Origin of the sequence: Bacillus sp. UNCCL81, assembly GCF_900112535.1 — a bacterium.
Classification (GTDB): Bacteria; Bacillota; Bacilli; order Bacillales; family Bacillaceae_G; genus Gottfriedia; species Gottfriedia luciferensis_B.
On sequence record NZ_FOMF01000005.1, the window covers coordinates 234302 to 260198 of the forward strand.

The following is a 25897-nucleotide window of genomic DNA, read 5'->3' on the forward strand; positions in this document are numbered from 1 at the left end:
AGCAGTTGGTACAGAAGGTATAGAAATAGTAACTGGCTTCCTGAATGCTTTTGTAGCAGCAAAGTCAGCTACTTCTATAGTAGTTAAGTTGCTTCAGCTGTCGGCGAAAAACAAACTCTGTTGGGTGATGGTGCAAGAATCAGGAAAGGCAACAAATTCTGGAATTTAGAAAAAAATGAATACATTGATATTTCGTTTGGCGTAAAGCATGATGAGTCAGCAACAAATGATTATCAAGGTGTAACATACTCTGCTAATCTATCTGTAATAGCTAAACAAAAAGACGATGTGCTTTATACGAGTAATGTAATGATCATAAGCAGGTACAGCAAATGGTACGTAAAAACCTCTGTTGTGCAAACTATAGTTAGATCCTAGATAATTTCATGATTCCCAAGAACCGGTGACGCTTCATTATGACGTTGCTGGTTTTTTACGCTTTATATTTCTATTCTTTAGGAATAAGCGGAGAAAAGGGGTTGCAGATGATACTTTGGATTTGAGCGTCGACCAGCAGTTGTGATGAGAGTTGACGAAATTAAGCAAAGTGGCACAATGGAGCGCGGCTTCCAATTAATCATAAAATTACTTTAAAAATCAAGGACGTTCATCTACTTGCCAATTACACTGTAACATATGCAAAAGATAATAACGGGGCAGCTAAATTCGGCAGTCATATCAAGATAGAATTCTTACTGGAGAGTTATTTGGATGGAGGGGTATAGGGGTGGCTACTTTATTACACCAGATAACAAAAGAGATAGAAGAAAAGAGATATGAATTATTTGATATTAATAAGCGGTATGGATTACTTCATTCCAAAACCATTCAATGTAGTCAAGAGCTAGATAAGTTATTAAATCAGTTATTCAAAGAAAGGCATGTTGGGATGTGGTTTTAAGCCAACCTATATACAAAATTTATCAATTGTAAAGGCTTCTTTTGATGTTTTTCTTACAAATTGAAGTAACTTTATTCTAGTATTTAGTGATTATACGTAAACTCATCATCATCTCATGTAGTGCCAATTGCAGACTATACATGTTGAATGTGTGGCTGAGCTTGTATTAAAATAAAAAGCCTTTGCCAAAATCAGAATAGACAACTGACAAAAGGCACGAACAGGGAAAAGGAAAAAGGGACAATCGCAGTCACCTCAAGCCTTTTCCTTTTTTTATTTATCAAGACTTTATTCGAAAAATAATAATTTGCTAAAAAAAGTAGAATGAAAAATGAGAAAAAGCGGGTTTTGTAGCAAGGTTTTATATTGAATAGGAAATATGGGAACGGAAGAGTGTGGCTTTGTTCACGTTTATTTGAATCAAATAAATTCTATTCCTGCAACTTTCACAGATCGAATGGCAGTATTTTCTTGCTGAATATTTATATCCAAAACATAAACTACTGACCAGGGAAGAATACCATTATAGTCCTTTCCTTTTCCCCCTGAGCTCAGCAAAACAGAAACAGACAAACTCTTAAGCTCTACCAGTTACTCATTATCCAATAGTGAAACCTACGATTTGCTTAATTAATTCTGTCTAGAGAAATAAATAGATGGTATCTATGATGTTAATCAAGCATTGGACTACTTCAGTCTGAAGTTGTTAATTGGAAGAAAATGGTAAGTCGCAGTCGTTTCTCTTTGTGTTATTTTAATCATAGAGACTCAAATGTATTATTTTGAGTGGGGTTTTCTTTAATAAAATAAAACCAAAAAAATTAATATTGATGGGATTAAGTGAGGTGATCACCATGCTTGAGGGACAAATAATCAAATTCTATCGTGAACGTCAGAGCATGATGCAGAAGGATTTAGGAATTGGAATCTGTTCGAGTACACATATTAGCAAAATTGAACGGGGATTAACAGAAGTTTCTAAAGAAACGATAAACTTGCTGTCAAAGCGCCTTTGTATTGATATGGAAACAGAAATTAAAACTTACATTGGTCTAGATTCCCTTTTAAAAAAATGGCATGAATCGATTATTTTAAAATTGAATAAAAAGGCTGAGAGAATTAAGAAACAATTAGAGGCTATTGCTCTTCTACAAATGCCGGTTATTTATCGTTCCTATACGCTCGTACTCACAAGATATTATTTATTGATAGGGCAGGGGCATGAAGCTAAGTCTCAAATTGATGAAATGGACAAATGGTCTAATCTTTCACCATATGAAACAAACATGCTTCTTCACATTAAAGGGATCAATGCATTGATGAATAAGGAATATTATAAGGCAATTTCATATTTTCAAGGAATCGATATAACCTATTACAACAACCAAGAGTACTATTATCATTTGGCTTTTGCCTATCATTCTCTGAATTCACGAGTATTGGCTTATTATTTTGCCGAAAAGTCCCTGCGCTTTTTCACAGAAGTGCGCAGTCTTACGCGAATGATTGAAGCAGAATTGCTTATGCTGATACAAGTAGAGCAGGACGAGTTTTACGATCCAAAAAATACGGAATACCAAAGATTAATCGAGATGACCGAAAACATTGGATTAGACCATCAAAGAGCAATGCTGTCTCACAATCTTGCATACCAGAAAGTTCGCCAAGGAAATTATGATAAAGCTTGTGAATACTATAAACAATCTATGGACATAAAAGATCCTCATACAGCCCTTCATATAGCCTCTTTGGAAGGCTATATAAATGCATTAACGAAACAAGGATCGAAATCAACCGAAGAATTGCTCCAATTGGTCGAAAAGGGTATTGCTCTTTCTGAAGAAATAAGCGATCCAATCTATATACATTTCTTTTATTTACATAAATATAATATTCAAAACGAAAAAGAGCTTTACTACCATTACCTTGAAAAAGAAGCATTTCCTTATTACCAGAAAATGGAACATGTTCGCTTGATTGAACATTATGGGATAAAGTTGTTCGACTATCATATGGAAAAAGGCAATGTCGAAGAAGCAAATCAATACGCAGCGTATCTCGTGGAAAAATACCGTAGAAACGATAAATTTGCTTGATTTTTAAACTAATACCTTTAAGGAAGTCATGTTACTACGTACATTTTAAAGAAAGGCTGTTTTCGAAAAGTTTGTAGCTTTAATCATGGGAGTTGATTGTAGCGTAGGCACTTTACTCCTTCGGGAAATGGGAAACCTAGTTAAATGATTCACGTAAGGGATCATTAAACCCCGCAGACGGTAGCACTGAGGAACTCTATCCCTCCCTGTGGAAAGTAATTGCCTGTAGTTGAAATCAGCGGACAAACTATATAATCAAAAACAATTATTAATGCAAAAAGAGCCTAAAGAAAAGCGAAATCGTTCTCTTCATGAAACGGCACGGAAAGATTTAATAATAGGTGGTAACAACACTTATACATTCGTTTATGAGGAGAATATGTTTTTCACGCAGAAAAAAGCATCCTCTTCTTTTTTATACTTTCCATTGCTCCATATTTACACTTCTTATACCCTTGATCACAAAATACCTTAATTGTCAACAAACTGATTTAAAACCCCAAGTCAATCTATTAAATTATAGCCCTAAGTCAAAATCTATATTAATCGTACGCTGAATATAGATTTGCAATGTCATTATTTGTCGAAATATTAAAAAGATTAAAAAAATGTAAAAAATTGTAAAAATATAGGACGATTCCCTCGTAAAAACCCCATTTGTCATCCCAATCTAGCAAATATATAATTCTTTTAAATTCAATGTTACCTATTCATTTAGTACACAGCTAGAAACTACATAACTCTAATACAGAATCGGTAATTGGTATAGGAGGTGCCCTTTTCATCTTGTTAGCAATCTTTTAATTTACCCTATTCAACTATGAATCATATTTTAAGATATTTCTTACCATTTGTATCTTAATTTATATCCACTAAGAGGATGTTTGGTAAAAAAAGAAATTGAAGACGTTACTAGCTGCAACATGATCCACGGCTATCCTTGCTTCACTAATTGATGAAAATGCAGTTAATGTTGTAAGACCCATCGCAAAACCTATTTTAAAGTTAATGGAAAGGAGACTAAAGGATTATTTATGTAAATTCAATCTAAATATGGAGGGATAAACATGATAAAAATCACCAAAAAATTGCTTACATTGTCGACAGCTTTAATAGTTACCGTAAGTTCATTTGCTGCACCAGCTGGAAATTATATTAAAGCTTATGCAAAGGACAATATTGAGACAAGCTATAACCCCGAAGCTAAAGAAGTAATAGAGAATAAAATAAGTCCAGAACTTATAAAAGAATTTGCGAATAACTCTCAAACTACCTTTCTTGTAAAATTTAAGGATCAGGTAGATACAGTAAAGGTCGCTAAGGAAGTTAAGGCTAAGAATAAAAATCTATCAAATGTGAAAAAAGAGTTAGTAGTACGTTCATCAATCGTTTCTGAATTAAAAATTAAAGCAGATTCATCACAGAGAAATTTGAGGAAGTATATTGAAAAAGAAAAGAGTAACGGAAATGTAAAGGATTTTAATTCATTTTATATAGTAAATGGTATGGTAGTTACAGCAACAGAGGCAGTTATGAAAAACATAGCAGATATGCCCGAGGTTGAAAGTATAAGACCTAATGGAATTACAAAGTTAATTGAGCCTGCAAAAACTACTGAAGCTACTATTACAGCGGCTAATAATGTAGAATGGAACCTTGAAAAAATTGGAGTGCCTGATGTTTGGAGTTTGGGAATAGATGGAACAGGAATAGTTGTTGGTAGCATAGATACAGGAGTTCAGTGGGATCACCCTGCATTAAAGACAAAATATAGAGGATTTGACCCAGCTAATCCAGATAATCCAAATAATGAATACAATTGGTTTGATGCAACTGAAAATAACGGTTCAGCACCATACGATGATGTAGGTCATGGAACCCATACAGTAGGTACTATGGTTGGTTCAGAACCAAATGGTACAAATAAGATAGGTGTTGCACCAGGAGCAAAGTGGATTGCTGCTAAGGCATTTACAAAAGATGGTGGAACAGATGAAGATTTAATAGAAGCTGGTGAATGGATGCTTGCTCCTAAAGATAAAAATGGAGTACCACATCCAGAAATGGCTCCTGATGTAATTAATAACTCATGGGGAGGCGGTCCTGGAATAGATGATTGGTATAAAACTATTATAACAAATTGGAGAGCAGCAGATATATTCCCGGAATTTTCAGCAGGAAATACAACCCCTTACAATTCTGGTGGACCAGGATCAGTCGCTAATCCTGCAAACTATCAAGAATCCTTTGCAACAGGAGCGACTGACATAAACAACAATTTAGCTGGCTTTTCTTTAAGGGGACCATCACCATATGGTGGAATACTTAAGCCAGATATTTCAGCACCTGGAGTTAATATAAGATCATCAGTTCCAGGAAGTAAATATGAGGGTGGATGGAATGGAACCTCGATGGCAGGTCCACATACATCAGGACTTGTAGCATTATTACTTCAAGCCAATTCTTCTTTAACAGTTAGTGAAATTGAAAAAATAATAAAGGAAACAGCAACTCCTTGTACTAACTCTGAATATCCTACAAATCCTAACAATGGATATGGATATGGTGTTATTAATGCATTTAAGGCTGTAACATCAGTTATGCAAGGAATTTCTGAGATTAAAGGCCAGGTATTACAAGATGCAGAGGATACAGTTCCACCAACATTTAACCATACACCTGTTACAGTGACATACGAAGGATTGGAACAAAAATTAAAAATAGATGTACAGGATAATGTAAGTGTTGAGTCAGTTGAGCTTCAATATAGAAATTCTGCAGATGAGTGGACAACAGTGGCAGCTGATAGGAAGAGTGGGGACTACAAGTCAGGAAGCTATGAAGCTGTAATTCCAGCTGATAGAGTAGTATCAAATCTATCTTACAGATGGAGAATTGTTGACTTTGGAAAGAACGAGGTTACAAGTGATATCTATACAATACTTGTTAAACCTGCAATTACAATAGGATACTTTAATGATTTTGAAGCAAATATAACAGGATGGGAAAACGTCTTGGAGGCTCCATTTAAGGATCAATGGAACTGGGGAAAACCAACAACAGGACCTAATGCAGCAGTCTCAGGAGAAAAAGTTTTAGCTACTAATCTTGAAGGAACTTATTCAGAAAATGAAAGAATGCTAATAAAATCACCTCCTATTGTCCTGCCAAATGGAAGTGCTTATTTACAGTTTAAAAATTGGTATGATGTAGAAGAAAATAATGACCGTGCGTTTGTTCTGGCTAAAGGTGATGACGATGATAATTGGTATATATTAGCATCATATGGAGGCACTAAGACAGAAGGATATTCAAATGAGGAAATAAATCTTAGCGAATACGCAGGAAAGAAAATAAATATCGCATTTGCCTTTATATCTAATGACTCCAATAATAAGCAGGGATGGTTTATAGATGATGTTAGATTAACAAACAAATCTTTAGCACCAGGTGGCACATCAGCTTTAAGCAGCAGACCTAAAGAACAGTTTAGTTTAACAAACCTGTTTGCAGCATCAGGTGATACATCCGCTTTAAGCAACAGCCCAAAAGAACAAATAATAAATTCTGCGGAGACAAATGCTGAGATAACGAAAATTCCATTATCAGCTACAGTATCTATTCTTGAAAATGGTCGTTCAACAAAAACAAATCCGCAAGACGGATCATATAGTTTTAAGGTTAAAGAAGGAGAGTATACACTAAGAGCTGAAAAGTATGGATACTATCCACAGGATAAGCAGGTTCAAGTAGCAGCTAACCAAGTTCTTGAAAATACAAACATTACAATGGCTCCAATACCTAAGGGAACAGTAACAGGTAAAATCATTAATGCCCAAACGGGAAAACCAGTTAAAAACGCAAAAATTTACTTAATTGAGGATGCAGCAGTAGCACCAGTTACGACTGATGCAGAGGGTAACTACTCAATAACTGGATATGAAGGTAAATATACAGTACAGGTTATTGCTGAGAATTATTTTGATGAGAGATTTACTGTAGATATTACGGGTAATGAACATGTGTCGCATGATATTCAGCTAAAACCATTTATAAATTTCCTAGGAGAGATAGGCTATGATGATGGAACACCAGAATATTCAGTGGCTCAATGGGAAGCAGGAGGTGGCTATGCAGTAAGAATGTCACTTCCGGAAGGACAGACCAAAGCAATAGTAACCTCTGGATTATTTATGATTGATCCAAGATCAGGTGGAAATACATTTAAGGTGGCAGTTTATGATGCAAGTGGACAGGATGGCGCCCCTGGAAAAATGGTAGCAGGACCATTTAGTGCAACTACTACTAGGGAGGCAGGAAAATGGACAGTTGTTGATTTAACCTCGGAGCAAATAGTGGTAACAGGTGATTTTTATATGGTTTTTATACAGGATAAGTTTGCTCCTCAAAGCCCACAAATTTCATTGGATAAAAATAACCCAATAGTAGCACAAAGATCATGGTGGTTTGTAAAGGGTGGGCCATTCACTTTAGCAAATAAAGATTTTGGAAATATGATGATTAGAGCAACAGTTAAACAGGAAGCACTAGCTCCAGTTATAACATCACCAGCGGACAGCTCATATTTGAATAATGAAAACGCAACAATAAAAGGTAAGGCAGCTCCAGGAATGGACGTTCATCTATTTAGCGGTGATAAAGATATAGCAAATGGAAAGACAAATGTTGATGGAAGTTTCTCAATTGATGCTGTACTTCAAGAGGGAGTTAATATTCTAAAGGCGAAAACTATTACAGAAATCGGATCTACTCCTTATTCGAAGGAGATAAAGGTTATAGTAGACAAGACAGAACCAGTTTTAGAAATTACAAGCCCACAAAATAACGCAAATATAAATGATCAGGTTATAACTGTAACAGGAACAGCTAAAGATGATTATTTAGATTATGTTGAAGTTAACGGAACAAAGACAGACATAGATTCAAATGGGAATTGGACAGTAAAGCTTATGTCCAAGGAAGGGGAAAATGTAATAAATATTGTTGCTAGAGACAAGGCAGGAAATGAAACTGCAAAGAGCATAACAGTTAATGTAAAATACTCAATACATGAAATTAAAAATATAATGCCATCGAGTGATGTAATATTAAAGGCAGATCAAACATTAAAGGTCGAGTTCGACAGTGAGCCTGGATTAAAAAAGGCAGTATTTACAATTAACGCTCCGATTAACGGCATAACAAGTGCAGTATATGTGCCAACAGCAAGTTTAAACAACTTTGAGGTAGTTATGACCGAAGTAAAGGATGCAAAAGGAAATGGCACTGGACACTATAAGGGCAACTGGACAGCAACTAAGAAGCTTACATTAAACGGTGCACAAATAGTGGTAAAAGTTGAAGATATGTATGGAAATTCATTAAGTTCCACGGCAGCAGGAAAGCTATATGTAAATTGCAAACCAATTCCTAAGCCTGTTCCAGACAAAACAGCACCGAGTATTCCTTTGGTAAGTAAGGTGACATATACAGGAATATCTGGAAAAGCTGAGATAGGTTCCAAAGTATACGCTAAAGCAGGCAAATTAATCATAGGTTCCTCAGTTGTAAACAGCAAAGGAATTTATTCTATTACCTTCAAAAGTCAAAAAGTAGGAACAATCATTAATGTATACGCAGTAGACAAATCGGGGAATGTTGGAGTGGCAAAAAAGGTAGTAATAAAAGACATAACACCACCAGCAATTCCTTCTGTTAAAAGTTTATCTAATACAAAAGTAACAGGGAAAGCCGAACCAGGTGCTAAAGTTTATGTGAAAAAAGGAAAAGTAATCATTGGTTCTAGTACTGCTAACAGTAAAGGAATTTATACTGTTTCTTATAAAAAACAAAAAGTGGGAACAGTCCTTTACGTTTATGCAAAAGATAAAGCAGGGAATACAGGTAAAGCGAAAAAAGTTGTAGTGAAAAAATAAATTAGGTTCAATACGATCATTCAGAATGCAAATGAAAAAGTCTTAGATTACTCCATTCGTTTGATTGGTCTTGACCTAAAAAAGAAACAAGTACAGCAACTGGTATGCTTTGACATCATATGTGTAACTACTGATAGATCCTAGTTGACTTACATGATAGCAAGAACCGGGTGGAGGGGTTTAGGGATGGCTACTTTATTACAACAACAAGCAAAACTTGAGGTAGAGAAAAAGAGAAATGAATTATATAATTTTTGTAAGCAGTATGGATTTCTTCATTCTAATACCATTCAATGTAGCCAAGAGTTAGATCAGTTAATAAATCAGTTATTTAAAAGCTTTACGGCTTTTAGGGAAGAGCGGTATGAGTACTTAATAATTTAGATACCAATAAACTGATCTTTTAGTACTTGGCACCAATTCGTATTCATACTAACGGTCGAATGTCCTTTATATTTAGAGATTAGATGTAAACTCAACATCATCTCATGTATTGTCAATTACGTACTGCGGACGTGGAGTGTATCTCGCAACTCATTTTAAAAGAAGGCAACTAACCCTTGCGGTTGTTGCCTATTCTTGTTCTTCGAAAGGATTTACAAAGTTGTAATGAATACGTAGATTACCTTCAATGCTACAGGTTATTTTATTCACCAAAGAGTACAAGATTTGAGGAGTTAAATCATCTAGTAATGAAACGTCTTTAAGCTTTTTTCCTAAATCAATTGCATAGTTCTCACTTTCGCACTCTTCAAGCTTTTCTTGATACTCAATCTTGGCTGTTTCGAGTTCAGCTACTTCCTGGTCTATCTGCTTTCTATATTCAACCAGTTCTTCTCGAGATATAATTTGGTCAGCGTACATATCATCAAGGTAATCTCTCTTTCTAGAACGTAATTTATTTGCTTTATTTTTGATTTTTGTTAGTTCGTTTGAAATCGAAACCTTCTTTTGATCCAATCTTTTGTGTAAACTCTTTATAAACTCATCATCTTGAATGGAATGGAATAACTCCTGTAGATCCTCTAGGATAATGTGTTTTAGCTCTTTCTCACGGATAACAACTCTATTTAAACAGAAAGGATCACCGTACTTAATATTACCTCCGCATCTATACACTTTTTGATTTGCCTTGTACCACATTCCTTTTTGGCAATTTTCACAGAACAATACATTAGTGAACAAATGACATTCCTTATCTCCGAATTTGTCCATTTCCACGAATCACGTATTTTGTAGAAGTCAATGCAGGAAGTCCCATTGGTCCCCTTACATGTAGCTTTTGCGTACTGATGCCGATTTCTGCACCAAAGCCGAATTCAAAACCATCAGTAAAGCGAGTCGAAGCATTATGGTAGAGAGCCGCGGCATCTACGGACGTGAAAAACTTGTTCACACTTTCTTCCCTTTCTGTAATAATCGCTTCGGAATGCATGGATCCATAAGTATTGATGTGGTTAATAGCTTCTTCAACAGAGGAGACCATTTTAACTGCCAGCGTGAGAGACAAAAATTCAGTTCCCCAGTCTTCTTCTGAAGCAGGTACAATAGAAGAATCGATAGCCAGTGCCTTCTTATCTCCACGTAACTCTACTCCTTTTTCCTTTAAGGAAGAAAAGAGCTCTGTACCAAATCGGTGCGCCCACTCCTCATGAAGTATAATTGTTTCAATTGCATTACATACAGATGGTCGCTGTGTTTTTGCATTTATAATAATATCAAATGCCATCTGTTTATCCGCTGTTTCATCAATGAATATGTGACAATTTCCCGCACCTGTTTCCAATACAGGAACAGACGCTTCTCTAACTACAGTATCTATTAGCTGTTTGCCACCTCTTGGGATAAGAACATCCAAATACTCATTTAATGTAAACAGCTGCTTTGCACTATATCGTGACGTATCTTCAATGAGCTGAACGCTTTCTGGAGGCAAGCTTGTTTGTTTAAGGGCTCGGTGAATGACAGCTACGATGGCTTTGTTAGAATAAGTAGCGGAAGAACTGCCACGCAAGATCACTGCGTTTCCTGTTTTCAAGCAAATTGTGGCCGCATCCACAGTTACATTCGGTCGCGCTTCGTAAATCATCCCGACAACACCTAGTGGCACACGCATTTCTTGAATAGACAATCCATTCGGTCTTTCCCATGTGGTTACACATTCTCCAACAGGATCACGCAAATCAATTAGCTGCCGGATACCCTCTGTCATATCAATAATGCGCTGTTCATTCAGCGTAAGGCGGTCAAGAATAGAAGCGGACATTCCTTTTGCTTTACCTACTTCAATATCTCTTTTGTTCTCCTCCAAAATATAAGGTGTTTCTATTATCAATTGATTCGCAATCGCAGCAAGTGCCTTGTTTTTTTGAACTGTGGATTTTAGAACAAGTTCTCCAGCTATCTTTTTCGCTTTTTGTCCCTTTTCTAATACTTCATTCATCTTCATTTCCCCCTTTTAAAGATTCAAAATATAAAAACTTGAGGCATGTTTAACTTTGATAACTTGGAACGATCATCCAAGACTCTTCTACATAGATATTAGGTGAATCTATCAGATTTAGGACGGAGGATTCCGCCCTCTTTACGTGAACGGATCCTCTTTCTTCTTAAAATGAAACCCAATTATCCCTATGAATGACTTCATAGCTATGTCTTACGCCTTGAGCCTGAATGACGTGACTCTGCATCCCTTTTATATCCTGTAGTTCCTCTGCACTATATCTACATAGACCTTTCCCTATCAAGAGTCCTTGTTGTGTGATGACCTCCACAACTTCGCCCGCTCGAAAGAATCCAGACACATTAGTAACACCAGCAGGAAGAAGACTTTTTCCATGATGAATGATGGCAGAGGCTGCCCCAGCATCTACTTCAATTTGTCCATTAACAAGTGAATGTAGCGCGATCCATTGCTTGTTCATCTTAATCACTTTTTGAGGAGCATTACCGATATACGTTCCATCACCTTTACCCTTCAAAACATCTAAAAACTTCTCCTGTCCACGTCCTGTTCCGATAAATACACTCACTCCAAGAGATAGTGCTGTCTTTGCAGCATCGATTTTTGATCTCATACCGCCAGTCCCAAGTTTTGAGCCCGCATCTTCAGCAAGAGAAGTAATTTCTTCCGTAACCTCAGGAAGGAAATAATACTTTTTCGCGTCCGCATTTTTCTGAGGGTTTTGGTCATATAAGCCGTTCACATCCGTAAAAATCATGAGCATATCCGCCGAAACAAGCCCACTCACTAAAGCTGACAGCATATCATTATCACCAAAAGTCAGCTCCTCTAAAGAAATTGAATCATTTTCATTGATTATTGGAAGAGCGGAACGATTTAGTAGCTCTCCTAAAGTGGCATATGCATTACTGTATTGATCTTTTCTAGAAAAATCACTTCTCGTCAGCAAAAGCTGCGCGGTAACGATACCATATTTACGAAATTCCTCCGTATACGCCTGCATTAACAGACTTTGTCCTACAGCCGCGGCAGCCTGCTTCCCTTTAATTGTTACAGGTCGACTTGGATACCCAAGAGCAGAAAAACCTGCAGCAATTGCCCCAGATGTAACCAGCAACACTTCATGTCCTTCCTGTTTCAATTTCGCCAAAGCAGCAACATGATCAGAAAGCTGTTCCTCAGAGATACCTCCATGATCAACTGCCAAGGAACTGCTTCCAATTTTCACGACAATTCGTTGTTTTTTCACTTTTGTACCTCCTATTCTAAATGCGAATTTTTTTGTAAATTAAACTTTTAACATGCTATTTAGCAATAAAGAGCAAAATAAAAATGACCGCTTCGCCCTTAATAAAAAGGACGAAACGGTCATTGTTCCGCGGTACCACCTTTATTGATATAAATATATATATCCGCTTGACACCTATAACGAAGGTATACGCCTAAACTTTCGTTTAAGACTCAGGGATAGGTTCCATACTTTCTATACGAGGAATCTTTCAGCCGGTGAATTCCACTCTCTTTCGCAAGAAGATATATGTACTAGTTCCCTTCGACGATTTTCAATTTGATTTTTATACATTATGCAATATAGCGCGTTTTTATGTCAAGAGGCATTTTTAAAGTTAAATTAATTTTCAGAATAAAACTGATTTCTATATTTTTTTATATTGCAAAAAACAATGTACTCTCTTAAAATGGTTTTTTATATTGTATGGGATATTATTAGTTTTTTCAGAATAATAATTTCGAACCGATATAATTTATTTTAGAAGGAGCAAAATTGAGTAAATATGGATAAACAAATTGGATTCATTGGATGCGGAAATATGGGGATAGCTATGATTGGTGGGATGATAACCAAAAATATAGTGCCTTCGGATAAAATAATTTGTTCTGATTTAAACCATTCAAATTTAAAAAATGCTAGTAAAAAATATGGTATAACTACAACTACTGACAACAATGAGGTAGCTAAAAATGCTGACATTTTAATTTTATCTATCAAACCAGACCTATACTCATCAGTAATTAACGAAATAAACGAACAGATAAAAAACGATGTTATAGTCGTAACTATCGCTGCAGGAAAAAGCATTAAAAGTACTGAGGAAGCTTTTAATAAAAAATTAAAGGTTGTAAGAGTAATGCCTAATACACCGGCTCTTGTTGGAGAAGGAATGTCTGCGTTATGTCCTAATGAAATGGTTACAGAAAAAGATTTAGAGGATATACTGAACATTTTTAATAGTTTTGGCCAAACAGAGATAGTAAACGAAAAATTAATGGATGTTGTAACATCTGTAAGTGGTTCTTCGCCAGCATATGTATTTATGTTTATAGAAGCCATGGCAGATGCTGCTGTATTAGATGGTATGCCAAGAAATCAAGCATATAAATTCGCAGCTCAAGCTGTATTAGGCTCTGCAAAAATGGTACTGGAAACGGGAATTCATCCAGGTGAATTGAAAGACATGGTTTGTTCCCCAGGTGGAACGTCAATAGAAGCTGTAGCAATATTAGAGGAAAAAGGCTTAAGAACAGCTATCATTTCAGCTATAAAGCGTTGTACGCAAAAGTCTGTTGAACTATCCAGTCTCATCAAACATATGTAAAACAAAAAAAGGCGATTTTTTGTTCAGTTTTGAACGTAGGCTTAAGTAGGGGGAAGGGTAGAGGGATTGAAGTAGTCACCTCTACCCTTTTCCCTATTTTTTCTTTGTTGTTTGTTAGGGTACGATTATGAATATAAAACGGATCGAGAAAGTGGCTCTAGACTCCTTTAGTGCTAAAGATATGGATTGTTTTGAACAGTCAATTATATTAAAAGAAGTTATGAAGGTAGAAGAAGCTGTTAAACAAGTTATTAAAGGGAGCTTCAGTTAGCCTTTATAATCCTGTAACAGCTTTTATAATGAACGAAAAACTTGATACAATATTGGAGCATTTGAAGTTTACAAATGACCTGTTGAAGAATTTAAAAAAGAAAATAAAGTAATAAAAAAATGTAAACTGATAGAAATACAATTTTAATGCAAGCTGTGTCGGATGACAGATTTAATTTGTTTTTTGAAAGATAGAAAAACAAATTAAAAACAAACCAAAAAAGAAACTACTCTGATTAATGGATTACCAGGAGGTTATTATATTAATAAAGTAAAAGCTGTTTGGAATGGTATATTAGTTTTCCCTGGATTTGGTAACTATACCCCTAAATATCTAAAAGCGGTAATTTATGTGAAGAATGACGCTTATTACAAAAGGAGTAAAATAAATTATTATTCATACTCAGAAAGCAAACGTACTAAATTAATTAGTAAAACTACTAGATACCACTCAATTCAATTAAAAGACTATAGATAACCTAACTACAAAAAAGGCTTATAAAAAAATTGTATAAGCCTTTTTCTTTTTTAAGCTATTGGGTTGAACTAGTCTCATAAAATACGAAACTTCTTATTTTAGTAGCTGTATTTCACTCGGCTACTAGCGGTTCTGCTGATTTTTTTTGGATCACAGTACATAATATCTCGTAAAACTATGTATCCCAATTCTTAATCCCACACTGAATAGCTGAAAAATCCCCTAAAGAGAGCTTCTAAATTTATTCGTAAAAAAGAAAGAGCAATTCTTTTGCTGTTAAAGGTGTCTTGAAGCTGCTCAGAAGCCTTTAATTTAATAACGTTTTTTTCATAGCATATATATGATAATAGTAAAAACAGTTTATAGTGAATCATTTAAAAGTTGATAAAGCAATAAATAGAAAATAATAGAGTAGAAAAGGGGAGATTTATATAATTATTGATTGCCATTTTCATGTTGATGAATCCATGTTGACTTTAGAAAAAATGATAGAGGGGATGGATCAAAATAATATAGCAAAAACTGCTCTGATCCCCCCAATGAGTGAAACAATGTTTGAATCGGATAGTACCATTCAGTATCATATCCAACAATTATTCCGTTTTCTAATACTTAATACACCTCAAATTGGGCATAAAATTTACGATGGCCTTGTGAAAGATGGCTATTTAAAACTTTATGGTAACTCATATAAGATTTTTACTAAACCGAACAACGATATCGTGGCTACTGCAATTGCAAGATTTCCAGATCGTTTTCTAGGTTGGGTAGCAGTGAACCCTATGATTCCTAATTTTATGGAAGAAATAGAATTCTATCTTAAAAACCCTAGTTTTATTGGTGTAAAGGCTCATCCATTCATGCATGGTTATAGTATTAAAGCTCTTGAACCAGTTGCTGCTTTATGTGAATCAAGAGGTGTACCTATGATTATTCATCTTTCTTCAGAAATTGACAGTTATAAATATCTACCTGAAAATTTTCCTAAACTTAAATTAATTTATGCTCATGCTGGTCTTCCATTTTGGAAAAAACTATGGAAATACGTTAAGGATCAACCAAATGTATATGTTGATACATCTAGTGATTATCTCGATCCGTCAATTGTAAAACAAGCAGTAAAGGCTTTAGGTTACCGTAAAGTTCTTTTTGGCTGTGATGGTCCATATGGAATGAAGACATTTAATGAATATGACTATTCGGACAAGAAGAGATGGGTGGAATCCCTTCTAATTCCAGATAATGAAAAGGAATACATACTCGGAAAAAACTTTTTAGGATTAATTGAATAATTTAAATGACGGCAAAAATAATTCAAAAAAAGGTCTACCAAAATCGGTAGACCTTCTTCTTTCTATTTATTTGGACTCACTAATCGTTTTATTAATAACATCAATCACATAGTTTTTAGTGTTTTTATTAATCGAACCACCATCACCTTTAAAAATTGTGGTTTTGGTTGTATCTGTTGGTTCAATGTGAACTGGTACTTGTGTCTGACCTTCTTTTAGATTAAAAGATTGGGTGAAATTCATCTCATTATTTACAGTTACTTTTTCCCCATTGATTGTGAGGTTAGCTCCTTTAATAGCATTCCCTTTGACAGTTAGAGTTGAACCATTCACATCAATTTGGCTTACAACAAGTGGATTATCAATCCAGCGTAAGATCGTATCTTGGACTGTCATTTTGTTGCCACCTTGATTTGAAACAACTATTTTCATATCGGTTCCAGTCGCACCGTAACCATAGTAACTGATATCATCATCTGATGTGTCAGATGGTGTATGGTCTGCTAATCCTTCATGATCCCATGTGTTGTCTCTCGTATATTTATAGGTAATTTCAGTTCCTTCTTCAAGCTCAACTGTATATTCCCAATCCGGTGTAACTGCGCCATTTCGGCTCATTGACCATGCACCTGTATTCCAACCATTTAAGCTGTTTGGTATATTCATTTGTGCTGACAATGGAGTGTCACTTGGTGCATGTACTTTAAATGTGACTTGTACCATGACAATATCAGGTGTGACATTTACATTATTTGAATCCACATAGTTTCCTGCTTGATCAAAGACGCGGATTTGGTAGGTATATGTTGTACCGTTTGTGACCTGATAATCACGGAAGGTAGTAGTATCCCCGTTTACTGAAGTAAGGATATGACCGTCACGGTAAATGACCGTTTTATATGGCTGATCTGGCTGGGTAAGTTTCCAGTTCAAGTTAACCTGGCCAGATTCTTGAATTGGTGTCTCCAAAGTGACCTTACTAGCAGGGGGAGTAGTATCTAAAGTGCTACGTGTGTAATTCACTTCTCCTGTTTCAGAGTATACCCAAGTATTTCCTAAATCAGGTGTAAAGGCCATTCGGTATTCATATATGCCAGCCTCTAATGGAGTGAAGCTGCCTTGGAACTCATTAGCTTGATTTTCCTGAGATTGACCATTATATAGAGCTTTGTATGATTCCCAAGCAGTTTGGCCTTTCATTCTTACTTGAAGCTCAGCGGTAATTCCTTCAGCTGGACCTGTTTCTGTTGCACCTGGCAAGTAAAAAGTTGCTTTAACAGTTGAATCAAGTGCTAAATTCAGCTCCTGATTAGCTAAGGCTGTCATGTTGGACACGCTAGCTTTGCTAACATCGTAATGAGGCACGAGACCAACTGAGACAGCAGGTTCAGATTCATTCCCATTTGAATCTACAGCAGTTACAGAAAAATAGTAGTTACGACCATTATTTAAATCTGAAATGGTTACATTAGTGTCTTTAGTTTCTTTTACTTTTGTCCATAATCCGCCAGCAACAGTTGTTTGATAAACGTTAAATTTTGTGCCAGTTCCTGTCCAATTTAAAGTAATTTGTTTAGAGCCTACAGTACCGAGTACATTTTTAACTGATTGTGGATTTTTCACGTCATTACTAGAAAGTAACATTCTTCCTGATTCAGCAGGTATGGTCAATGTCAGCTTGCCATCCTTCACTGTAGCAGCGTATTTTTTATCTAGTTGGTCTTCTAGACGAATTCCGTTTGCAATCATTTTTTTAGTGTCAACTTCAACAGTTTGTGCAGTTTTTCCTCTGTTGATGATGATAAGAGCTGATTTTGTTCCTTTAGTACGAACGTAAGCTAATACATCGTCTTTAGCATAAATATGGTGAAGATCTCCATGACTAAATAAATCGGTATTTTTACTACGAATTTGACCAATCGTTTGATAATGTTTAATCAAATCTTGGTTTTCATTTCCCCATGGATACGTACGGCGATCATCTGGATCTTTTGAACCTGTTTGCCCTGCTTCATCTCCATAATAAATGGTCGGTGCACCAGGATAACCCATTTGAAGGATAGAGGCTAGCTTTAATCGTTTTACACCTTCATTGTAGTTATAGTTCGGATCCTGTTCAGCTCTGTTATAAGTATCTGTCCCGTTGCCTAACAGGAATATAGCTCGTGCGGTATCATGTGATCCCATTAAATTCATTAGAGCATAGAAAGCTTCCTTTGGATAATCCTCTTGTACTGCAAGGAGTGAGTTTTGTGCATTTTCTGCATTACCATTCTTTAAATAATCTAGTATGGCACCTCGGAAACGATAATTCATTACAGAGTCATATTGATCTCCGAGGAAGTATTTGGAAGCATCATCCCAAATTTCTCCCAAAATAAGTGGTTTTTCATCTTTTTGAAGAGTTTGTCCTGCACCGGTCATCGTCTTGGATTTAATTTCTTTTCGAAATTCCTGCCAAAATGAGCTGTCTACTTCATTCGCTACATCTAAACGCCAACCGGAAGAACCTCGATCAATCCATGATTTGCTCACAGAGTCTTTATCATACATTATATAGTTAGCAAATGCAGTGTTGTTAAGTTCACTAGGGTGATCAACCTTTGAACCTTCTTTTGATTCAAATACTGGGAGACTGTCATAGCCCCACCAACCTTCATACTTGTAATGTTCTCCATTTGAAACACCGTTGACTTTTTCATTCGGTACTTTAACATTTTCAATATGGAACCAGTTTTCAAAACCGTACGGACTAAAAGATTGGCCTTCGGAGATAAATTGCTTTTTCGCTTTCTCTTTGGCAGTAGCCTCGGACAATTTTTCATTATTCATCAAATCATAAATACGAGACCAATATTCATATGCACCGACGGTATTGTATTTGTTATAGCGGTCAAAGTAGATGGAATCGTCTGATACGTGATTAAAAACACCGTCCAAAATTAAATGCATATTACGTTTTGCTAATTCTTTAGTGAAATCCTTAAATTCTTTTTCTGAGCCGAACATCGGGTCAACCAATTTGTAATCTGTTGCATCATATTTATGGTTAGATGGTGCAAGAGCAATCGGATTTAAATAGAGTGTGTTAACTCCTAGTGATTGAAGGTAATCAAGTTTAGATTTGATTCCAGCGATGTCTCCGCCATAAAAATCATTACTAAACTCTCCGTCTCCAGTATATGATCCAGTTCCTTGTTCATAAGGATTATCAGGTAAGCTTGACCAAGAAGCGGGATGTTCGATTGGCTGATTACCACGAGCACCAATTTTATCTTTTACATTGTCATTTGTCTTGTTTCCGTTAAAAAAGCGATCGGGGAAGATTTGATAAACTACAGCTTCTTTCATCCAATCTGGCGTTTGGTAACTAGGGTCATATACTGTCAGTTGGAAAAGGCTTGCATTTTTATCTACTGCTTTTCCAGTATGACCTTCTTGTGTGTCTTCTCCATATTCAGCTGTTGTATCTTGATCCCTGACAATGAACTTATACCCATGAACCCCTTTGTCTGTTGGCGTAAACGTAGCTTCCCAATACTCAAGGTCACCTTTGCCATTTGTATTTGACCAGCCTACATTCTTCATAGCCAAGATCTTTGTTGTGCCAGAATTATAATTTTTTACATAAAGGCTCGCACCTGTCAAATCTCCTTTCTTAGCCGATATCCGTAAGGTGACAGGTGTCTTTTCTGGAACAGCCCCGAATGGCTTTTTGTATACTTCGTCCCATGAATCATGAGAGAGGGTATTCTGGTCAATCAGGCCATCAGAGCCTGCTGGTTTATAATCTGTATAAACTTCTTTTGTTTCACTATTATAGAAAAATGTAATAGTAGATTCAGAGAGTACAGTTAACTTCAGATTGGAAGTAGGGTAGGACTCGGTCCAATCTTTTCCTAGTACAATCTTGTATTCATATGTACCACTTGGCACTTTTGTGGTAAAGGAATAGATATTTTTGAAATTATCATCTTTTAAAAAGGCTGTTGATTCTGCTGGGCTCCAAGCTGATCCTGCATTAATTGCAGGTTGGATCGTTCCAACAAGACGAGGTTGTTTTTCCTCTGCTATAGGGGTGTAATGAGTGCTATCAGTAATTGAATGAGTGTTGTCATTATAGTAGAAAGTGACAGCCTTTTGTTCGGATAGTATTAGTTTAATGTTGTTGCCTCCAGGATTTCCGCCTTCACCGTAATTTTCTGACCAGTTTCCACCAATGGCGATTTTGTACTCATATTCACCAGCCGGTAAAGTACCAGTAAATGTATAGAGACCATTACCTTTATACACCATTTCTGTTTGTTGCGAGGATGGGTCCCAATCCCCAGAATTTCCTAACAATTTTTGCATGCTTCCTACAAGTACAACTTGTCTAGCTGTTGTTTCTGCTGCTTTTGCTGCATTTGTAAAAATTCCCGGAAACATCTGGAAAATTAATCCGAATATAGTGACGAGCGATAAAAATGTTCTCTGTTTTCTCCTCATGAAAAAACCCCTTTCTCTTTTTTAATTAGGAAAACGTTTATACAAAGATGCAATAAAAATATGTATGTAGGTAATGCTTATTTATTGCAAGCGTTTGCACAAATTGTTTTCAAAATAATTATAACTGTTTATTAACACAAATCAATCAAAAATAGCAAAATAATACAAATTTTCTGAATTAAACACACTTAATGTCAATTCAAGATAAGGTTCATATGTGCTTAAGGGAACTAAAGTATAAAGGGAGATAATCGTAAATGAAGCGATAGTAGATTTATGGAATAGTGATTTTGTAAACAAACTAATCAAAATAGATGATATTAGAGAAGTAGTAGAGTGGGGGAGCATTTTTCCTATTTCGTGTTTTCGGTTTGGAGTGGAGTAGAGAAATTGTTTGCACACGATATGACTGTAAAAGCTTAGAGGAGAGCATTCATACCTCAAACACAAAAGGAACGGTCCCAATTAAAATACTGGGACCGCGTCTTTTTGTGTCTATTAAACTAGATAGTTACTTATTACTTGGAAACGCAAACGATAAACTACTATTTTCACTAGGAGTCAACCAACGCTCCGAAATCATCTTCGTCTTTGTATAGAAGCGCGCTTGGTCAGGACCAAACATTTGTCCGTCGCCAAATTTTGAGCCTTTAAAACCGGCGAAGTTATGGTATCCCACAGGAATTGGAATTGGTACATTTACGCCGACCATCCCAACATCAATTTCAGTCGTAAATTTCCTAGCGGCTAAACCATTGTTTGTAAAAATCGTTACGCCATTTCCTAATTCATGCTGGTTGATTAATTTAATTGCTTCTTCTAATGAATCCACACGTACAATATTACGTACAGGGCCGAAAACTTCTTCATCATAAATTTCCATTCCTGGTTTTACATAGTCTAGTAAAGTTGGGGCAAGGAAGAAGCCTTTGCTATTTTTAGTAATGTCTTTATTACGGCCATCACATACTATTTTCGCGCCTTCTTGTTCACTGCGATCAATCGCTTTTAGGATAGTCTCTTTCGCTTGTTGCGAGATAACTGGTCCATAATCGGCACCCTGAGTGTAGGCTCCGACTTTTAATCTATTAATCTTTTCTTCTAAAATTTCTACTAAACGATCAGCTGTTTCTTGTCCTACAGGCATTAATGTTGAAATTGCCATACAGCGTTGGGAGGCAGCTCCATATCCAGCACTAATGAAGGCATTGGCTACTTGTTCTAAGTCGGCATCTGGCATGACGACCATATTATTTTTACCACCGCCTAAAGCAACAACTCGTTTGCCATACTTAGCGCTTGTTTCATAAATATAACGTGCGACAGGTGTAGAACCAACGAATGAAATTGCCTGTACTGCTGGGTTTTCAAGTAATTCGTTTACTGCTTCTTTATCTCCATTGATTACTGTCCAAATTCCATCTGGGAGACCAGCTTTAGTCCATAACTCACTGATATATAAAGCTGTCATAGGTACACGCTCAGAAGCTTTTAAAATGACAGCATTTCCAACTGCTACTGCCATACAAGTTTGCGCTAGTGGCACCATAATTGGAAAGTTGAATGGAGAGATTGCTGCAACTACTCCAAGAGGGTATTTAGCAGAATAAGCATTAATTTGTCCGCCAACATTTACTGAATATTCGCCTTTCATCAAGTGGGGGGCATTAATTGCTAAATCTACGGATTCAATACCTCGAGTAATTTCGCCCAATGCATCTTCTTCTGTTTTTCCGCTTTCCGTACAAATTAATTCGATTACTTTATCTTTATTTTCTATTAGCAAGTTTCGAAATGCCATTACAATTTCTGCTCGTTTAGCAACTGAAAGGTCACGCCAAGCAGGGAAGGCAGCTTCTGCTTTTTTAATTGCATATTTCACTTCTTCTACGGAAGCTAATGGAACATTGGCAATAACTTCTCCAGTCGCAGGATTGAATACTTCTTGGAAACGACCGCTTTTGCCAGCAATCATTTTTCCATCTATATAATGTGTAAGTTCTTTTACTTCAGTAATGTTTGTCATCTTCTAGTTCTCCCTTCAATGTTCAGCTATCATTTCAATAAAGCACGGTTAGAGTTCACTTCGATTACTATTGATTTTATAAAGTTTCAGTAATTGCTTGCGCTAAAACAGATAGAATGAAATCTTTTTCATCCATTGTAATGTTTAAGGGTGGTGATAGCGTTAATACATTGTTATATCCTGCTACTGTTACACCGTTTTTACCAATAATTAGTCCTCGTTCTTTGCATTTAGCAATTACTTGATTGACCTTCTCTATATTTAAAGGATTTTTTGTATAGTGATCTTCTACTAACTCGATTCCGATTAGTAAGCCTTTTCCACGAATATCGCCAACGTGTGGGTGGTGTGCAATGTTCTCTTTTAATTCATCAATTAGAATCGCACCCATTTTCGAAGACTGTTCAAATAAATTTTCACGTTCCATAATTTCTAGGTTTTTTAGGGCAACTGCGCATGCTGCTGGTGAACCCCCGAATGTATTTACATGGCGGAAATAGTCATAGTTTCCATTTTTAGTAAACTCTTCATAAATTTCTCTCTTTACTGCAGTTGCTGATAGGGGCATGTATGCACTCGTAAGTCCTTTTGCCATTGTAATGATGTCAGGTTGCACTCCGTAATGTTGATGACCAAAGGCTTTTCCTGTGCGTCCAAAGCCACAAATTACTTCATCAACAATTAATAGTGCGCCATGTTTATCGCAAACTTCTCTGACGCCTTTTAAGTAATCTTCAGGAGGCATAATGATACCACCACCTGTAATAATTGGCTCTAAAATCATAGCCGCAATTGTTTCAGAGTGTTCCCATGTCATGATTTCGTCTACCGCTTTAACGGAAGGTAATTCGCTAGCTTTCTTAAAGCCATCCTCATTGTAGCGATACTGATCCGGTGCTTTCACATGAATAAACCCAGGTGCTAAAGGTTCGTATTTATATTTTCGCTCGGCTTGCCCTGTTGCAGCGAGTGCTCCCATAGTGTTCCCGTGATATGCGCGGTAGCGCGAAACAAACTTATATCGATTTCCTTGTCCTTTTTGCTGAAAATATTGACGGGCAATTTTAAATGCTGTTTCATTTGCCTCTGAGCCGCTATTAGAGAAGAAGACTACATAATCTCCGCCTAGTAATTCATTGATTTTTTCGGCAAGTAAAATTGCAGAAGGATGACTAAGCGATAATGGTGTATAGTTGTTCTCTAGAAGCTGGTCATATGCTGCTTTTGCAATTTCTTCTCTTCCATAGCCAACATTTACACACCATAATCCAGACATTGCATCTAAATAGCGATTACCATCAATATCTGTTAGCCAAGCTCCTTTTGCTTTTTGAATAATGGTTGTAGCTTGCGGGTTATAAGGCTTCATTGCATGCCATAGATATTTCTCATCTTTTGTAACCAAATTTTCAGCAATACGAACGTTTTCCATTTGAGTCACTCCTTTAGTAAACTGTTTATCTGTCTTTATTGTGAAGTTTTTTAATGCGATTAGCATCAGACAGAATGTAAAATGTTAACTAAAAACTGTTTCACATATTGACACTTTGTTAAGTAAAAAAATCCCCTTCTTTTCATTCAAGCAAACTTAAATTGACTTGAGAGAAAGAAAGGGGATTTGAAATCTTTTTACAAAGAAAGTTTTTCTAAGTCTGTAATTTGGAAATTATCTTGAGTTGCCAACAACATTAATTCAACAGCGAGTCGTTTTGGTGGAAGCATATAATCAGTTCCTATTAAGCTTTCAATTTTGGACAAGCGATGATATAACGTTTGACGGACAATAAACAGCTTTTTAGCAGTCTCATTTTTTAAACAATTACATTGCAAATAAACTTGTAAGGTTTCTATTAAATTTCCATTATTTTTTGCATCATATTCATAGAGGGGATATAAATAGTTCTTTGCTAAATCCATAATTGCTTTATTTTTTTGCATTTGAAGAATTAATTGATGTAAGTAGAGATCTTCATAAAAATAAGAAAGTTGAAGAGCGTTTTGGCGGATTAATAATGTATCCTGTGCAGTTTCGAAACTTTGGTGCACTAATTTATAATCATTTACAATCTGCCCAACAGCAGAAGTGACAGTTAGGTCTATATAATTATTATTCTTTCTGAAGTTCTTGATTTTTTCAATGCAGTCTAAAATACGCTTTTTTGTATCGTATCCGTAAATATCTGCAATGATATAAATCAGTCTTTGTTTTTCCTCCAATAAAAATATAACGAAGCCCTTATTTTCAAAAACATTACGGGAGTATAATTTATAATAATTTAAATCGTATTCTTTTTTTGAATTCTTTATGTGATCGATTAAGACGAAATAAGAACAATCTACTAAATTATGAAAGCTTTGTTCTTGTAAGAAGGAGGTAATGACGGAATCTTCAAATGATCCATTTAACCAAGATTCTAATAATACGCGGGAGTAAATATTTTGTTTCTCCTCTATGTATAGACTGCGTAACAAATATTGAGATAAAGCGGTTACAGTTCTGTCTAATACTAATAACTCGAATTCATTTATTGTACGGTTTTCGGTGAAAATACATACCTCACCATAGCTTTCCTCTAGTATATTTACTTCACATTTTGCAAAATGTTTTCTTTCGTTTTTCTTTTCGTATTTGTCTCGTAAGTTCATATACATATGCTGTTTTTCATTTGGTATAAAGGAAGGTTGCTGACCGTTAATGATAAATGCAACGTTAATGTTTAAATATTTATAAAGCCTCATTAATATATGCTCGTAGTGGGTTATTTTCAAAGTTAATTTATTAATTTCTTGCGAATAGTTTTCCAACCGTTTAATCATTTCATATTGTTGATTAATTAACATACTATGTATTTCTTGTGTGATCTCTATAAATGGGATGATTTCTTTAAACACGATAATTGGGAGATTATACAAATTGGCCAACTCGATGACATTATCCGGTACTGTTTGTATATGTTCACCAAATTCAATACATAATCCGGCTGCTTCTTTACTAATCAGTTGTTCTACAAATTCGAAAAGCGTCTTTTCGTTAGTTAGTTGTATGCCAGTAGTTAATACTAATTCATTACCTTTAATGAAGGTACCAATCTCTTTCGACTCCAGTATATGAACCCACTTAATAGCATTCAAAACCCCGTTATGACCAGCTAGAATTTTAGCCTTTTTGAAATGTTTTTTATCAAATAAATCTTGAACTCTAAGTGAATAAGACAATATATAGCCTCCTCTTTAGAAAAAGGTTTATCAATGCTTTATACAGAAAATATAACATAATGTAAAACGACAAAGGGAACTTTTTTACATTATGTTTATATCGAGCAATTAAAAA

General features: G+C 35.8%; 15 protein-coding genes and 1 other annotated feature. Of the genes, 8 read left to right on the plus strand and 7 right to left on the minus strand.

What is annotated here, in order from left to right; genetic code table 11:
- Positions 1 to 584: 584 nt before the first annotated feature.
- From BM319_RS25110 to BM319_RS13065, 5 genes are all read left to right on the plus strand, one after another.
- Positions 585 to 725, plus strand: a complete 141-nt coding sequence (locus BM319_RS25110; protein ID WP_502686148.1) for a TasA family protein — start codon at positions 585 to 587, stop codon at positions 723 to 725.
- 2 nt (positions 726 to 727) lie between these two features.
- Complete coding sequence (locus tag BM319_RS13050) at positions 728 to 901, plus strand: aspartyl-phosphate phosphatase Spo0E family protein (RefSeq protein WP_286143758.1); 174 nt, start codon at positions 728 to 730, stop codon at positions 899 to 901.
- Positions 902 to 1755: 854 nt separating this feature from the next.
- Positions 1756 to 2997 (plus strand): helix-turn-helix domain-containing protein, encoded by a 1242-nt coding sequence (locus BM319_RS13055; RefSeq protein WP_091023044.1) that lies wholly within the window; start codon positions 1756 to 1758, stop codon positions 2995 to 2997.
- A 1067-nt stretch (positions 2998 to 4064) separates the two neighbouring features.
- On the plus strand, positions 4065 to 8933 hold the full coding sequence (locus tag BM319_RS13060; protein WP_091023047.1) for a S8 family serine peptidase: 4869 nt from the start codon (positions 4065 to 4067) through the stop codon (positions 8931 to 8933).
- Positions 8934 to 9119: 186 nt separating this feature from the next.
- A complete protein-coding gene (locus BM319_RS13065; protein WP_069035380.1) occupies positions 9120 to 9317 on the plus strand; it encodes an aspartyl-phosphate phosphatase Spo0E family protein in 198 nt (65 codons plus the stop codon).
- Between the two features lie 189 nt (positions 9318 to 9506).
- Here BM319_RS13065 and BM319_RS13070 read toward each other — a convergent pair whose 3' ends face one another.
- From BM319_RS13070 to proB, 3 genes are all read right to left on the minus strand, one after another.
- The gene (locus tag BM319_RS13070; RefSeq protein ID WP_069035379.1) at positions 9507 to 10148 is read right to left on the minus strand and encodes a recombinase zinc ribbon domain-containing protein; all 642 of its coding nucleotides are present in this window, start codon (positions 10146 to 10148) and stop codon (positions 9507 to 9509) included.
- Positions 10129 to 11376 (minus strand): glutamate-5-semialdehyde dehydrogenase, encoded by a 1248-nt coding sequence (locus BM319_RS13075; protein WP_091023049.1) that lies wholly within the window; start codon positions 11374 to 11376, stop codon positions 10129 to 10131. The genes BM319_RS13070 and BM319_RS13075 overlap by 20 nt, the downstream gene beginning before the upstream one ends.
- A gap of 166 nt (positions 11377 to 11542) precedes the next feature.
- Positions 11543 to 12646 (minus strand): glutamate 5-kinase, encoded by a 1104-nt coding sequence (gene proB, locus BM319_RS13080; RefSeq protein ID WP_069035377.1) that lies wholly within the window; start codon positions 12644 to 12646, stop codon positions 11543 to 11545.
- Between the two features lie 103 nt (positions 12647 to 12749).
- Positions 12750 to 12962, minus strand: a binding site (T-box leader).
- Positions 12963 to 13190: 228 nt separating this feature from the next.
- Here proB and proC point away from each other — a divergent pair.
- From proC to BM319_RS13090, 3 genes are all read left to right on the plus strand, one after another.
- On the plus strand, positions 13191 to 14012 hold the full coding sequence (proC, locus tag BM319_RS13085) for a pyrroline-5-carboxylate reductase (protein WP_091023051.1): 822 nt from the start codon (positions 13191 to 13193) through the stop codon (positions 14010 to 14012).
- Between the two features lie 127 nt (positions 14013 to 14139).
- Complete coding sequence (locus BM319_RS24730; RefSeq protein ID WP_175495611.1) at positions 14140 to 14283, plus strand: hypothetical protein; 144 nt, start codon at positions 14140 to 14142, stop codon at positions 14281 to 14283.
- A 974-nt stretch (positions 14284 to 15257) separates the two neighbouring features.
- Complete coding sequence (locus BM319_RS13090; RefSeq protein ID WP_175495612.1) at positions 15258 to 16052, plus strand: amidohydrolase family protein; 795 nt, start codon at positions 15258 to 15260, stop codon at positions 16050 to 16052.
- A 66-nt stretch (positions 16053 to 16118) separates the two neighbouring features.
- Here the strand turns inward: BM319_RS13090 and BM319_RS13095 are convergent, their stop codons facing one another.
- The 4 genes from BM319_RS13095 to BM319_RS13110 all read right to left on the minus strand — a co-directional run bounded on the left by BM319_RS13095 (position 16119) and on the right by BM319_RS13110 (position 25782).
- The gene (locus tag BM319_RS13095; protein ID WP_091023055.1) at positions 16119 to 20540 is read right to left on the minus strand and encodes a pullulanase X25 domain-containing protein; all 4422 of its coding nucleotides are present in this window, start codon (positions 20538 to 20540) and stop codon (positions 16119 to 16121) included.
- 511 nt (positions 20541 to 21051) lie between these two features.
- A complete protein-coding gene (locus BM319_RS13100) occupies positions 21052 to 22566 on the minus strand; it encodes a CoA-acylating methylmalonate-semialdehyde dehydrogenase (protein WP_091023057.1) in 1515 nt (504 codons plus the stop codon).
- A 76-nt stretch (positions 22567 to 22642) separates the two neighbouring features.
- On the minus strand, positions 22643 to 23998 hold the full coding sequence (locus tag BM319_RS13105) for an aspartate aminotransferase family protein (RefSeq protein ID WP_091023059.1): 1356 nt from the start codon (positions 23996 to 23998) through the stop codon (positions 22643 to 22645).
- Between the two features lie 197 nt (positions 23999 to 24195).
- On the minus strand, positions 24196 to 25782 hold the full coding sequence (locus BM319_RS13110) for a PucR family transcriptional regulator (RefSeq protein ID WP_091023061.1): 1587 nt from the start codon (positions 25780 to 25782) through the stop codon (positions 24196 to 24198).
- Positions 25783 to 25897: the final 115 nt, after the last annotated feature.

Coding starts and splice junctions, on each gene's coding strand:
- BM319_RS13090 (WP_175495612.1), top strand. CDS start 15,258: ATGGATCAAAATAATATAGCAAAAACTGCTCTGATCCCCCCAATGAGT.
- proC (WP_091023051.1), top strand. CDS start 13,191: ATGGATAAACAAATTGGATTCATTGGATGCGGAAATATGGGGATAGCT.
- BM319_RS13075 (WP_091023049.1), bottom strand. CDS start 11,376: ATGAATGAAGTATTAGAAAAGGGACAAAAAGCGAAAAAGATAGCTGGA.
- BM319_RS13055 (WP_091023044.1), top strand. CDS start 1,756: ATGCTTGAGGGACAAATAATCAAATTCTATCGTGAACGTCAGAGCATG.
- BM319_RS13095 (WP_091023055.1), bottom strand. CDS start 20,540: ATGAGGAGAAAACAGAGAACATTTTTATCGCTCGTCACTATATTCGGA.
- BM319_RS24730 (WP_175495611.1), top strand. CDS start 14,140: ATGAATATAAAACGGATCGAGAAAGTGGCTCTAGACTCCTTTAGTGCT.
- BM319_RS13065 (WP_069035380.1), top strand. CDS start 9,120: ATGGCTACTTTATTACAACAACAAGCAAAACTTGAGGTAGAGAAAAAG.
- BM319_RS13100 (WP_091023057.1), bottom strand. CDS start 22,566: ATGACAAACATTACTGAAGTAAAAGAACTTACACATTATATAGATGGA.
- BM319_RS13105 (WP_091023059.1), bottom strand. CDS start 23,998: ATGGAAAACGTTCGTATTGCTGAAAATTTGGTTACAAAAGATGAGAAA.
- BM319_RS13060 (WP_091023047.1), top strand. CDS start 4,065: ATGATAAAAATCACCAAAAAATTGCTTACATTGTCGACAGCTTTAATA.
- BM319_RS13070 (WP_069035379.1), bottom strand. CDS start 10,148: ATGGACAAATTCGGAGATAAGGAATGTCATTTGTTCACTAATGTATTG.